This is a genomic window from Paracoccaceae bacterium (assembly GCA_033344815.1).
Classification (GTDB): Bacteria; Pseudomonadota; Alphaproteobacteria; order Rhodobacterales; family Rhodobacteraceae; genus Roseobacter.
Genome location: JAWPMR010000001.1, coordinates 798,110 through 810,887, shown reverse-complemented (window position 1 = coordinate 810,887; position 12,778 = coordinate 798,110). Strand labels below are relative to the sequence as shown.

Below are 12,778 nucleotides of genomic sequence, written 5' to 3'. Positions count from 1 at the left end.
TCGCCGGGGCGCGCGCTACCCTGAATGGAAAAGCGCGTCACCTTCAAAGGCATTTGGCTGCCTCTTCTGCTGGTCCTGCCGCAGATTGTGATTACGGCTGTGTTTTTCTTTTACCCGGCCGGGCAGGCGATCTGGCAGTCGTTGTTCATTCCGGACCCTTTCGGTCTGTCGATGCAATATGTCGGCTTGGGCAATTTCGAATACCTCTTTGGCGATCCGTTTTACCGTGCGTCGTTTGTAACGACCGCTGTGTTCTCCATATTGGTGACGGTCGTGTCGATGGGCATCGCGCTTTATCTAGCCGTTCTGGCGGACCGTTTGATAAAGGGATCAGGGGTTTATCGGACGTTGTTAATCTGGCCCTACGCGGTTGCGCCTGCCGTGGCGGGCGTTTTGTGGCTTTTCATGTTCAACACCCGCGTGGGGGTTGTGACATGGTATCTGGGTCTGCTGGGCTATGACTGGAACCACGTTCTGAACGGCGAAGAGGCGATGGGCCTCGTTGTTGTCGCCTCCGCCTGGGGGCGGATCAGTTACAATTTCCTGTTCTTTCTGGCCGGTTTGCAGGCAATCCCGAAATCGGTGATTGAGGCCGCTGCGATTGACGGCGCCCGTTTCTGGATGCGGTTTCGCACCATCGTGTTTCCCCTTTTGTCGCCAACGACGTTTTTCCTATTGGTTGTGAACATCGTCTATGCGTTCTTTGAAACCTTCGGTGTGATCCACACGATCACTGGTGGCGGACCGCAACAGACCACTACCATTCTGGTCTATAAGGTGTTTTCCGACGGCTTCGTCGGGCAGGACCTTGGATCTTCCGCCGCGCAATCGGTTGTATTGCTGGTGATCGTGGGCTTCCTGACGGTCGTGCAGTTCAAATTCATCGAACGTCGGGTGCATTACTGATGGCGGATCGCACGGGCATGGTTGAAAAACGCGGGGCAGGGCTCTGGTTCACCCATCTTGGATTGATCATCGGGTTGCTATTCGTGTTTTTTCCCATTTGGCTTGCCTTCGTGGCCTCAACGGTGGACCAACAAGACATCGTGCGCCCCCCCATGCCGCTGCTGCCGGGCGACAAGTTTCTGGACAACTACAAACGTGCGTTGTTTTCCGGGATCAATGCGCCTGTGGCCTGGATGATGCTGAACTCACTGGTGATGGCGTTGGGCATTGCACTTGGCAAGATCGTGATCTCGCTGCTCTCCGCCTTCGCCATCGTCTATTTCAAGTTTCCGGGGCGCAAGACGTTCTTCTGGCTGATCTTTCTGACGCTGATGTTGCCCGTGGAGGTGCGCATCGTGCCAACCTATGAGGTTGTCGCAGGCTTTGGCATGCTCAACAGCTATTCCGGTCTGATCTTCCCGCTGATTGCTTCGGCCACAGCCACTTTCCTGTTTCGTCAGTTTTTCATGACCGTGCCCGATGAACTGGCCGAAGCCGCGCGAGTGGATGGCGCCAAACCGATGCGGTTTTTCTGGGATATCCTGCTCCCGATGAGCCGGACCAATATCGCAGCGCTGTTCGTCATTCTGTTCATCTACGGGTGGAACCAATACCTCTGGCCTTTGCTGATCACCACCGATCCGTCGATGAACACAATCGTGATGGGCATCAAACAGATGTTCCCCTCGGGCGATGATACGGCGGATTGGCCTGTCATTATGGCCACCTCCATCCTTGCGATGATCCCCCCGGTGATCGTCGTGATTTCCATGCAGCGGCTGTTTGTCCGTGGCCTTGTCGATAGCGAGAAATAGAAAATGGCCACAGTCAGCCTCAAAGATGTCAAGAAAACCTTCGGGAAAACCGATGTGATCCACGGCATTGATATCGACATTCGTGACGGTGAATTCATCGTGATTGTCGGGCCCTCGGGCTGCGGGAAATCGACCTTACTGCGCATGGTGGCAGGACTCGAGACCGTGACATCCGGCGCGGTGCATATTGATGGTGGACGGGTCAATGACCTGGAACCCATGGACCGCGACATCGCAATGGTATTCCAGAATTACGCGCTTTATCCGCATATGTCGGTGTTCGATAATATGGCATACGGTCTCAAAATTGCCGGGACACCCAAAGCCGAAATTGCGCAACGTGTGGAAACGGCAGCCAAGCTTTTGCAACTGGAACAGTACCTCAAACGGCGTCCGCGCGAACTGTCGGGGGGGCAACGCCAGCGCGTGGCGATGGGCCGCGCGATCGTGCGCAAACCATCCGTGTTTCTGTTCGATGAACCGCTTTCCAACTTGGATGCAAAACTGCGGGTTCAGATGCGGTTGGAGATCAAGCAGTTGCAACGCCGTCTTGGTGTGACCTCGCTCTATGTGACACATGATCAGGTTGAGGCCATGACGCTGGCGGATCGGATGATCGTCATGAACGGCGGTGTCGCGGATCAGATCGGGGCACCTTTGGATGTCTATGCCAATCCGGCGACGGAATTTGTGGCTGGTTTTATCGGCTCGCCGCCCACAAATTTCATGGCAGCAGAGCTTGCACAGGGCAGCAAACCTGGGGCTACAACACTCGGCGTGCGCCCGGAACACATGAACATCGCGACGATCAATCCCCGCGTCAGTGGCATTGTGCTTTACAATGAAGCGCTTGGCGCTGAGACACTTGTGCATGTGAAGCTGCCCAATGATGCGGTGGTTACCGTACGCCAGCCTGCAACTGGGGAATTGCCGCAGGAAGGCGCTGCCATCGGTCTGAGCTGGGCAGACGTTGACGAGATGGTGTTTGATCAATCCGGACGACGGTGCGACTGACATCAGGTTGTCAACATTTTTGAAGTCTCAAAGTCTGCTCTCTGTAGCAGTGCGGGCTGGCTAGCACATATGCGTGTTGGTTTAGGTCACGGTCAGGGTTGAAACAGCGGAAAACTGACACCCAAGGCCCAGGCCAGGACAATGCCAAGCGCGACCCCTGAGGTGAGTGGGCCAGATCGCAGCGCGGTGGCGCGCGCCATTGTGCCAAAAACCACATAAAACAAGACAAGGACCGGCGCGATCATGATCAGAAAGAACAAAGCGTTGAAATCCAGTGCCACTGCAATACCGAGGGATGCGAGAAAGCTGCCACGGATCATCAATCGTCTCAGCCAGGACGCATCCGTGCTCAAAATAGCATCTGCGACCATGTAGGGTACCGCCCCGAGGGTAATAACTGCAATGATCCAAAACCGTTCCAGCGTGGGCCAGAAGTTCGCAGCATACCGGTCCAGCGCAAACCCAAAGAACGCACAGCATGCCAGAAGGGCAAAAAAGGCGCTTGGGAATACCGGTCCCACACGCAGACCCCAGATGCGCAGCAGCACAAGTTGAAGCGTTCCGAAAACGAGCAAATGCAGCATCAGATAATCTGCGACCAGAACCGGCAGGAAGCTGGGTTTCAGCGGCACGGCAATCAAGGGGGCAATAAACAAAGGGGCGCTGATCGTAATGACAAGTTGCTTGCGATTTAGTTCAAGAGCGGTCCTTTCGCGCAGGGGCAGCAAACGCGCCATGGCGTGGAAGATCATGACCAACCCCCCCAGCAATCCGAGGATGGCCCATCCGGTCGGCAGGATCGCAACGTTTGATGTCCGCGCGTTGGCCAGATCAATCCAAGCGAGCGCTTCGCCGCGACCCGTCCGACTTTGCAACACGGAAACATGCTCGCTGAAGGGGGCAGCAATGGCGCGCCTTGTCACGTCTTCTGCTGTCACAGTTTCGCCTTCGGAGGCGTCTGCATTCACCATCTGCACAGCCTGTTGCGCAAAAGCGCGCAAGCCTGCTTCCCACGCTCCAGTTATCAATAAAAGATTGCCAGGTTGCGTCGCTGTGATCTCTTTTGAAAAGGCCGAGATCAGCACAATGGGCCCAATGTCTTTCCGCTCAGAAGATGTGCGGACCAAAATATCAGTTGCCATGGAGTGCCCGAGCAGGGCCACAAGGCCCGTGTCTGGGGCAACCGCGTCAATCACCTCAGCCGTCTGATCGACCAGAAGCCGGGTCGTTCCGTCGATGGTACTGACATCGCCCGTCATCGGGTTTGGATGACGCCCATGTCCCAAAAACTCAAATGCAAACACCCGGTAGCCCGCGCGCGCCAGCGGCAAAGCGTAACCCTGCATCATTTGCTGAGACCCGGCAAAACCATGGGCAATAACAACCACCGATCCATGTCCATCTTCGTGAGCGTATTGTGTGACCGGAGTTTGCGCGACATCAAACTGCGTGATCTCAACGTCTGATCGGGCGGCTTCCAGGATCCAGACCGAGGCCAGAACAACGATCATCGCAACCAACGCTCTCCACGGGTTTGCCGTTGAGTGTGGATCAGCAGACATTGTGGCGGATGCGCAAAGCCATAGACGCGACATCTTGGGTCATCAGTGATTTGAGTTCTTTCACCAGCATTGCGTTCTACTTTTCAATGGACTTTATGGGCTCGAGGAATGAACCCTGAACGTGTCACGGAACCGGCCAAAGACAAGTGGCAGTAATGGAAAAAATGCCAACGCGGATCGCAGGCAAGCGCAGGCACTGAGGGACCGTTTCGCGAAAACGTATGGAGATCGTCTTTGCCAATACCCCAGGACCACAGGAGCGGTTGTCATCTCTTGCCCGGCAAACCGTTCCCGCTCTTTCACCTCACAAGATCTGTCACATTGCCCGTCAGGGGGATTGCACAGATCGATCCATCTGGATGCGGAAGGTCTTTTTTGGCGTCAGGTGTTTCCCGGTGAAACAGTGATGGTGCGGTTTGACATTGGGCTCAAAGTGCGTGCCGTTCTATGATTTCTTACATCGGTCTTTTCATGTCTGCCTTTTTGGCCGCAACCCTCTTGCCACTACAATCAGAGGCGATTTTGGTGGCTCTTCTGGCGGGCGATCAACACCCGGTTCTTGCGCTTTTTAGTGTTGCGACGGTCGGCAATGTGCTCGGTTCTGTCATCAATTGGTATCTAGGCCGATTTCTGCTGCGTTTTCAGGACCGACGTTGGTTCCCGGCCTCCGGCAAACAACTGGAGCGCGCTGAACAATGGTATCACCGCTATGGGCGCTGGTCATTGTTGGCAAGCTGGGTGCCGATCTTGGGCGATCCCTTGACGGTTGTTGCCGGGGTAATGCGCGAACCGCTTGGATCGTTCCTAATCTTTGTCACTCTGGCCAAAGGCAGCCGCTACTGCGTCGTGGTACTTCTAACCCTTACGTGGTCGGAGTGAACTGATGGCCGTTGTATTGGCGCCGGTACCATAATCAAATTTTCTGCGAATGCCGCGTCCGGTTTTCCAAGCTGGCAAGCCGTCAATGAAATTGGCTTTTGGACTGATGGCTCTCAGGTTTTGAACATTTAACGAACAAGGCGTCGGTCGTATTTGATGTACTTCTATTTCCAGGGATGCGCACACTTTGGTTTCTCTCCAAACCATGTCAATTCCGGCGATGCTTGCCCACGTAAAGAGTCTCGTTTTGGCCGACGCCGTCAGCTTAATTTCCACACAAGAAGCAACGGGGCTAAAAACCATTTCTCGCGCGCCAATTCGCTTGCGGGACCGACACCACCGATTAAGGCGATCATCAGTCTTATCAAGACCAGACCAATCGTCACAACCGTATCAACTCGTGTCTTCACGCGGCCATTGACAGGTTCTTAAGCTGCCTCCCACCTTCGTTTTTGTCGAGATGTGAGGGTTTCTTGCGCTTGACTATCATCAAGGAGATAGGACGAAAATGCGCGTGATCGAAAGCCTTCTGGCAGTATTGAAAGTCGATGAAGGCCGGTGATATGAGGGACCTGGCTTTGGCGGTGTCGGGCTGTGATAAGACCACAGCTCGGCAAAAACCGCGCTTGCTCAGCGATGACGGTTCATCCATGTCGCCGGTGAAATGGTTTGGGGAGAACCGCGCGCTTTAGCCGTTGGCGGTCAAACGGATGCTTCGTCAAACACCCGTCCTTCATTCTCCTGTTGGAGCTATCGATGCCGTTTCTCTGCGTAGGTATTTCCGACACAAAGGCTGATCAATTGACCTATGTACCCTTTTGCAAAGTACAAATTACGTCTTGGGTGAATTTGGTGGCAAGAATAGCCGAAGTTTCCGGAAACATGGTGACACAGACACGAGCACTTCTCGTTCATTCCAGTGTTTAAGTGGCAAATTGAATGCTGACTTCACTTTAAAGAACTGGTATCGGCAAAAATACCAACCTGTGGTGCTATTGTGTCAGAAATTGTTGGTTCTAACCACTTCGGGGCTGTCAGATTTGTAAACAACGTTGTTTTAGTCATTTCTGCTCTTGCGCGCTGCGTCCAAACTTACTAAACGACCGCCGTGTGCCCCTATAGCTCAGCTGGTAGAGCAATTGATTTGTAATCAATAGGTCCGCGGTTCGAGTCCGTGTGGGGGCACCATCTCACCATATTGCAAAGCCCAATGACATCCAATTATGCCTTGTATATAAGGGATTTCATGAGCTCATTTGTCCAGCCACGTTTTTTGCCGTCCGACACAATACCCCCAGATTTGGGGTATTTTTGGGGGTATCCGAAAAACACTAAAATCACGATACCTCCAAAATGCCGTTGACAGATGCCGAGGTTCGAAACCTGAAAGCCCGCGAAAAGCAGTAAAAAGTGGCTGACTTCGATAGCCTGTATGTCGTGGTGAAACCCAACGGTTCGAAGCTGTGGCAGATGAAATAACGGCTCGACGGGCGTGAGAAAACGCTGTCAATCGGCGTTTACCCAGCGGTGGCTTTGCAACAAGCTAGAAAATTGCAGGATTAAGCTCGTTCAATGGTCTCCAATGGCGAAGGCCCATCTGAGGCAAAGCAGGAACTGAAACGCCTCAAGCGCGAAGTTGGCGTAAAAGGTCAATCTCTGGATAGATGTCCTCAAACAGTTTCAGGACCAAAAGCGTCCCGCCAAAGACCTCCTGCCAGAAATCGCCGTTCGGATGCGCTTTCGACCAAATCGGGTCCATGTAACTCAGCATCACGCAAACCGCGCGGACTGACGTCCATGACATGGCACATCCGGCCAATGGAAAACGTAGATTGGTGCTCCTCGATGAACTTAAACCTCACGGCTTTTGGCGCGCGAAGAACACCGTGGCTTTTTTAGAATTTCCCTCTCCTCCTTGAGAATGCGGTTCTCGCGCCGAAGAGCCGGTCATTCTCTTGGGCCAGTCCCAAATCCTCATTCGCCACCACGTCCGTGTCTCGATGTGCAGTGATCCACTTGTTTAGCGTCGACATGCCAACACCCAGATCATCAGCCACCTGCTTACGCGTCACCCCACTGCTCAGCGCGATACGTACCGCATCTTGGCGAAATTCGTCCGTCCGTTTCAGTCCCATAGTTCATCTCCTTTGGTGCAATAAATGCTAGCAAAGCAGCGGCATCAAACCGCCACGGGTCCAGAGCAGCTCTGTTAGAGCCTCGATGTGATCTTCATTGAAACGGCTACTCGGCTTCCGTTTAAGCTTCAGATCTTTGCGATCAGGCAAATCAACCCTTGGCAGAATCCAGGCAATTCGAACCATCAAGCTCTGTCACCCCCATCACAAGGAACTAGGTGCGCGAGGGGAATGCAGTTCATCAACCAGCTTGTCGCGGCCACTTATTCCAGGGCAGTACCTAAGCCAAACACAGCCTCAGCCGATCAATGCAAACGTACCCGGTGGACCACTGCGGACAACCTCAGGATGGCTGACAATCCCAAAGCGTGTCCGGCAGAGCCGGTTGGGCGAAATTGTAATACGGGCTGGCTACGGTGATACTTGCCGAAGATCGGTCAAAAACGATGAAATACGCGCAGAAAACCGGCAAGCCAAATGAGATAGTCCCTTGCTCAGCCGCCAGGACAAGATTGGAATACCCTTGGCCCGCGCTTTTTGTGCTGCTTTGCCAATACTGCTTGTGAGTCAATGACATGTTCCACGACTGGCCCTGCGGGTTGCCAAGTTGGTAGGAGAGCAATGGCCAGTCCGCCGCTGCCACTTCTGCGTCCGTTATCTGCTCGTCCGCAAAGTACCGTGATACGATTTTGCCACACGTCGTGTTGTGGCTGTTGAATGCGTCGATCATCGCGTCTTGCGATATCGGAAGAGTGACCTTGTTGCTGCCGATATCGAAAAGCGCAGGTGTTTGACCGTTGTTCAGAAACTGTCTGCCTATGGAATAGGCTTGCACATTGACTTCGTAGCCACTGAGTCCAACGGTGTCGACTGAAATGAACTTGTTGGTCAAGCCTAGTCCGCCACCGAGGATAAGCACACCCTTGCCATATTGCCCATCAGCGCGTGGCCGCGAACGTTCGGCACCAAATGCAAACTGATCGAATTCGAAATTCTCCGCTACAAGTTGTGTGAAATAGGGCGTGATTTTTTCCTGCCCCGAAATGACTGGATTGTGCGCAATGAAGCATCCAAATTGCGGATCAGCCTGATAAGTTGGGTATTCATGCTGGGTTGCCTCGTCTTCTTTCATTGGTCCAAGCGCGAGAATCCCCGATGCGCCATCGAAGTAATCTCCCGGCTCGCAGATGATCGCAACGTTTGCGTGCTGCAGAGGCACCTCTGTGTTTTGTTTTGTTGTGGTGTCCCACCCGAAAACGGATATCTGCGTCTTAACGACCGAACCCTGCCAGCTCGGCGCTTGTACATAATTCACGCGCTGTGAAAAGCGCGTTGTCGTCCGCCCCGTATCTGCGCCGGGTGAGTAAGCGCTTCCCAGAAAGGCCGTCGCACTTGACCCGGTGTCGAGCAACATCGCGTGCCACACACGCTGGTTTGTACCGACACCGAAGCTGATGTTGTAGCCGCCTTCTGATAAAGCTGCGCCTAGGACCAATGGTCCGTACTTTGGTGGTTGTGACATGACTTCGTCCTTTTCGCTTAGTGAAACCAAAACACCCATTGAGCTGACTGGACGGTGGAGTGGTCATTTTCCCGGCGGCTGTAGAAGTTTGGTGCGCCCCATAGTTATTCCACATCCAGAAGACTGGCGTTCTACAGATCAGCATAACATTTTTTCAGCATATTTGGGAGGTTGCTGTCGCGCAGTCTCTTGTTTTCCGGCGAGAAAATAAACGAAATCAACGACTTTGCTTTGCTCTCAAAGCTGACATTTTGCCTTTGGAGCAAACATCTATGCTCTTGAACCTGAGGCGGAGCTCGCGGGTTTATTCGGAAAATATCGATGGCAAACAATGGCGAAACCTTTGTTGCTCTTGGCGCCGAACAAAGGGCCTTCTCATAGATGTTTTTGGCCAAGTGTACTTAGGTCGGGTTCATCACAGGTCGTTCACGGAAAGTTGCGCGGTAGAATGGGCTGATTTTCGGGCTTCAGCTACCGCGGCCCATCCGTATCGTGTCCGACCTCTTTTCTTCGCTCAGTGCGTGCCTATCTAACTAAAGCAATGGCGCGCACCCAAGACGCGTCAACAATGATTTTCGTTATCTGACTGGAGGACATTATGACGATCACGCGTTCAATTAGCACCCTTGCCGCTTTCGCGGTCGCAGGCACCCTAGGTTTGGCCGCATCCGCTGTCGCCGCAGAAGATCGAAGCGACTGGCCCGACAGTTTTTCCGTCGGAACAGCAAGCCAAGGTGGGACATATTTTGTCTACGGTGCCGGATGGGCCAACATGGTTTCAGAGGCGCTTGGCATTCCCGGCGGTACAGAAGTGACCGGCGGGCCGGTGCAGAACGCAGCGCTTGTGCAAACGGGCGATCTGGACATGGGCATGGTCACCATGGGTCCGGCCTTTGACGCAATCAATGGCAACAGCGCACTTGCACCGGGCCTCAAGCATGACAAAATCCGCGCGATGTTTCCGATGTACAAGACCGGGTTTCACGCCGTGACGCTCGCAAGTTCCGGAATTACCAACTTTGCCGACATCCCAGACGGATCGGTTGTGGGTGTGGGCCCCGCAGGTGGTACGCCAGGCACCTACTGGCCTCGTATCCTTGAGGGGATGGGCAAGGATGTCGAGTTCCGCAATGGCGGCGCGGCAGATTTGGCCGGGCAGCTTCAGGATGGCCTGATTGACGTCTACACATGGGCGGGCGGTTTGCCCTATCCGGCCTTCAGCCAGTTGGACGCGCAGACAGACGTGACCTATTTCGGCTTTACTCCCGAAGAGCAAGGCGCGGTGATCGACTCGCAGCCCGTTGCCTCCTTTACGATTCCCTCGGGAACGTATCCTTCGCTGGGCGAGGACCAGTTGAGCGTGTCGATGTGGAACTTCGCGATCGCGCATGCGGATCTGCCCGAGAGTTTCGTTTACGAAGTGGTCGACACGGTAATGGGCAACAATCCAAAAATGCTTGAGATCCACAAGGCGGCGATCGAGACCTTGCCGGAGAATGCGGATAAGAACACGTTCCTGCCCTGGCATCCCGGTGCCGTAAAATGGTTCCGCGAACAAGGGATCGACATTCCAGCCGATTTGCAGGGCTGACGCCTGACGGCACCGCCAAGCCAATTCAGCACCTTGCCTTCCGGGCGGGGTGCCTTTTTATTGTGACTAATGGAATAATCCGATGACTGATGTGCGCGAGCCCCGTGACGCGACCACGGACACAGTAGAGAGTGACGCTGCGCCAACGGTTGCACTGACCCGGGTCGGCTTTCTGCTCTGTGCGCTCTACAGCGCATGGCACCTTTATGTGCTGAACATCGCTCCGCTGGAAACGTGGACTTTTCGGATCATGCATATTGCCGGCGCGCTGATGCTTGGTTTTGGGACAACGGCTGCGCTGTCCATTCGTCCCGCGCAGGAGGGAACATCGGCGCGCATATCCGTCTATTTGGGCGCGCTGGCCCTGACCGCCACTGCGGCCGCGCTAGCGCTTTTGTGCGCAGCAATGATGTTGCTCGAACCCGGAGCCTCGGCACCTCCCGACTGGACGATGGCGTACTATGGATGGGTTCTGGCGGGAGGGGCAGTGCTCGCCGTTGCAACAGGTTGGATCTACCCGGCGCGTCAGGGCCATCTGCCGCTGGCTGATATCGCCTTGATCATCGCCACCCTGGCAAGCTGCGGGTTCATTCTGTTCAGCCTGGACACATTGTCGTTGCGGCTGCGCGCCGGCACACCCTTTGCGGATCCCAACAACGGCTGGGCGGCCTTTGTGATTGTCCTGCTCATCGCGGAACTCACCCGGCGGCTGGCCGGCCTGACACTGGTCGTGATTGCCGCAATCTTTATAGCCTATGCCTTTCTTGGCCCGCTGATGCCCGGGTTCCTCGAACACAAAGGATATGACGCCAAGCGCTTTTTTACTTACATCTTTACCGACAACGGCGTGCTGGGCCCGACAACGGCGGTCTCGTCGACATATATCATTCTGTTCATCATCTTTGCGGCCTTCCTTCAAAGTTCAAAGGTCGGCGACTATTTTGTGAATTTCGCTTTTGCAGCCGCCGGGCGCGCGCGCGGTGGACCGGCCAAAGTTTCTGTCCTTGCCTCCGGGTTGATGGGCATGATCAACGGCACGTCGGCAGGCAACGTCGTCTCCACCGGCTCGCTGACCATACCATTGATGAAAAAAGTCGGTTACCGCCCACAGTCGGCGGGCGCGATCGAGGCGGCCGCATCGACGGGCGGGCAGATCATGCCACCCATCATGGGGGCCGGCGCCTTCATCATGGCCGAGATCACTGGTATCCCCTACACCGAACTGGTTGTCGCCGCGTTGATCCCGGCCATTCTCTATTTCGCATCGATCTATTTCATGGTCGATTTCGAAGCCAGCCGAACCGGTATGCGCGGGCTGAGGCCCGAAGAGCTGCCCAAACTGTCAGATCTGGTGCGGCAAGCCTACTTGTTTCTTCCCATCTTCATCCTGATTGGTGCACTCTTTGCAGGCTACTCGGTCATCCGCGCGGGCACGCTGGCCATCGCCTCGGCGGCCGTGGTGAGCTGGCTGACACCCTACCGCATGGGCCCGCGCGAAATTTACGAAGCGCTTGGCAATGGCGGTCGCATGTCTCTGCAAATCATCATCGTGTGCGCCTGCGCCGGGCTCATTGTCGGGGTGATCTCGCTGACAGGCGTGGGCGCGCGGTTTTCCAGCCTTCTGTTTGAACTGGCACAGCAAAGCACCCTCCTGGCGCTAATCTTTGCAATGATGATCTCTGTCATCCTGGGTATGGGCATGCCGACGACTGCCGCCTATGCGGTGGCCGCTTCAGTTGTGGCACCCGGCCTGATCGAAATCGGCATCACCCCCCTGATCGCACATTTCTTCGTCTTCTACTTCGCAGTTGTCTCCGCAATCACACCACCGGTGGCACTGGCCGCATACGCCGGCGCCGCAATCGCCGGGTCCGAGCCGATGCGCACCTCAATTACCAGCTTCAAGGTTGGGCTGGCCGCGTTCATCGTGCCCTTCATGTTCTTTTACAGCCCCGGCCTTTTGATGGAGGCGCCCTGGTACATCAGCCTGCGCAATCTGATCACGGCACTGGTAGGGGTCTACATGCTGGCAGGTGCTGTGCAGGCGTGGTTCATCGGACCGGCCGGCCCGGTCATACGCATCGCGCTGCTGGTTGGCGCGATCTGTATGATCTCGGGAGACTGGCGGACAGACCTGCTGGGCATCGCAATAGCTGGCCTGTTGATGGCCAGAGGTCTGCAGGAAAAAAGAGCCGCGAAGTGATCCTCTAACAGGGCCAAGACCCACTCAGGTTGTTACTCATTGACCCGAGGTTGGCGGACAATCCGGGCTTTCGTTGCGGTTGCGCCAATGGGCGCTTCAATGTAGCTACACT

General features: G+C 55.0%; 9 protein-coding genes, 1 tRNA gene and 1 pseudogene. 7 read left to right on the top strand and 4 right to left on the bottom strand.

The window, feature by feature from the left end; genetic code table 11:
- Positions 1 to 24 precede the first annotated feature (24 nt).
- The 3 genes from ugpA to ugpC are packed head-to-tail and all read left to right on the top strand — an operon-like array spanning position 25 to position 2,774.
- Complete coding sequence (gene ugpA, locus R8G34_03805) at positions 25 to 906, top strand: sn-glycerol-3-phosphate ABC transporter permease UgpA (GenBank protein MDW3221997.1); 882 nt, start codon at positions 25 to 27, stop codon at positions 904 to 906.
- A gap of 17 nt (positions 907 to 923) precedes the next feature.
- The gene (gene ugpE, locus R8G34_03800) at positions 924 to 1,760 is read left to right on the top strand and encodes a sn-glycerol-3-phosphate ABC transporter permease UgpE (GenBank protein ID MDW3221996.1); all 837 of its coding nucleotides are present in this window, start codon (positions 924 to 926) and stop codon (positions 1,758 to 1,760) included.
- Between the two features lie 3 nt (positions 1,761 to 1,763).
- On the top strand, positions 1,764 to 2,774 hold the full coding sequence (gene ugpC / locus R8G34_03795) for a sn-glycerol-3-phosphate ABC transporter ATP-binding protein UgpC (protein MDW3221995.1): 1,011 nt from the start codon (positions 1,764 to 1,766) through the stop codon (positions 2,772 to 2,774).
- Positions 2,775 to 2,866: 92 nt separating this feature from the next.
- Here the strand turns inward: ugpC and R8G34_03790 are convergent, their stop codons facing one another.
- Positions 2,867 to 4,336 (bottom strand): alpha/beta hydrolase, encoded by a 1,470-nt coding sequence (locus R8G34_03790; GenBank protein MDW3221994.1) that lies wholly within the window; start codon positions 4,334 to 4,336, stop codon positions 2,867 to 2,869.
- A gap of 447 nt (positions 4,337 to 4,783) precedes the next feature.
- Between R8G34_03790 and R8G34_03785 the strand changes: the two genes are divergently transcribed.
- Positions 4,784 to 5,215 (top strand): YqaA family protein, encoded by a 432-nt coding sequence (locus R8G34_03785; protein MDW3221993.1) that lies wholly within the window; start codon positions 4,784 to 4,786, stop codon positions 5,213 to 5,215.
- A 1,112-nt stretch (positions 5,216 to 6,327) separates the two neighbouring features.
- Positions 6,328 to 6,403, top strand: a tRNA-Thr gene (locus R8G34_03780).
- A 436-nt stretch (positions 6,404 to 6,839) separates the two neighbouring features.
- On the opposite strand, the gene R8G34_03775 is transcribed toward R8G34_03780, so the two are convergent.
- The 3 genes and pseudogenes from R8G34_03775 to R8G34_03765 form a co-directional block, all read right to left on the bottom strand.
- Positions 6,840 to 7,019, bottom strand: coding sequence for a hypothetical protein (locus R8G34_03775; GenBank protein MDW3221992.1), 180 nt, complete (start codon positions 7,017 to 7,019; stop codon positions 6,840 to 6,842).
- A pseudogene (locus R8G34_03770) lies at positions 6,988 to 7,350 on the bottom strand (transposase). The gene R8G34_03775 and the pseudogene R8G34_03770 overlap by 32 nt, the downstream one beginning before the upstream one ends.
- Before the next feature lie 343 nt (positions 7,351 to 7,693).
- Positions 7,694 to 8,872: a hypothetical protein gene (locus R8G34_03765; protein MDW3221991.1), complete on the bottom strand. Its 1,179-nt coding sequence runs from the start codon at positions 8,870 to 8,872 to the stop codon at positions 7,694 to 7,696.
- Positions 8,873 to 9,470: 598 nt separating this feature from the next.
- On the opposite strand from R8G34_03765, the gene R8G34_03760 reads away from it, so the two are divergent.
- Together R8G34_03760 and R8G34_03755 are read left to right on the top strand one after the other, a co-directional pair.
- Positions 9,471 to 10,463: a TAXI family TRAP transporter solute-binding subunit gene (locus R8G34_03760; GenBank protein ID MDW3221990.1), complete on the top strand. Its 993-nt coding sequence runs from the start codon at positions 9,471 to 9,473 to the stop codon at positions 10,461 to 10,463.
- Positions 10,464 to 10,545: 82 nt separating this feature from the next.
- The gene (locus R8G34_03755) at positions 10,546 to 12,666 is read left to right on the top strand and encodes a TRAP transporter fused permease subunit (protein ID MDW3221989.1); all 2,121 of its coding nucleotides are present in this window, start codon (positions 10,546 to 10,548) and stop codon (positions 12,664 to 12,666) included.
- The last annotated feature ends 112 nt before the right edge of the window (positions 12,667 to 12,778 follow it).

Coding starts and splice junctions, on each gene's coding strand:
- R8G34_03755 (MDW3221989.1), top strand. CDS start 10,546: ATGACTGATGTGCGCGAGCCCCGTGACGCGACCACGGACACAGTAGAG.
- ugpC (MDW3221995.1), top strand. CDS start 1,764: ATGGCCACAGTCAGCCTCAAAGATGTCAAGAAAACCTTCGGGAAAACC.
- R8G34_03765 (MDW3221991.1), bottom strand. CDS start 8,872: ATGTCACAACCACCAAAGTACGGACCATTGGTCCTAGGCGCAGCTTTA.
- ugpE (MDW3221996.1), top strand. CDS start 924: ATGGTTGAAAAACGCGGGGCAGGGCTCTGGTTCACCCATCTTGGATTG.
- ugpA (MDW3221997.1), top strand. CDS start 25: ATGGAAAAGCGCGTCACCTTCAAAGGCATTTGGCTGCCTCTTCTGCTG.
- R8G34_03775 (MDW3221992.1), bottom strand. CDS start 7,019: ATGTCATGGACGTCAGTCCGCGCGGTTTGCGTGATGCTGAGTTACATG.
- R8G34_03785 (MDW3221993.1), top strand. CDS start 4,784: ATGATTTCTTACATCGGTCTTTTCATGTCTGCCTTTTTGGCCGCAACC.
- R8G34_03760 (MDW3221990.1), top strand. CDS start 9,471: ATGACGATCACGCGTTCAATTAGCACCCTTGCCGCTTTCGCGGTCGCA.
- R8G34_03790 (MDW3221994.1), bottom strand. CDS start 4,336: ATGTCTGCTGATCCACACTCAACGGCAAACCCGTGGAGAGCGTTGGTT.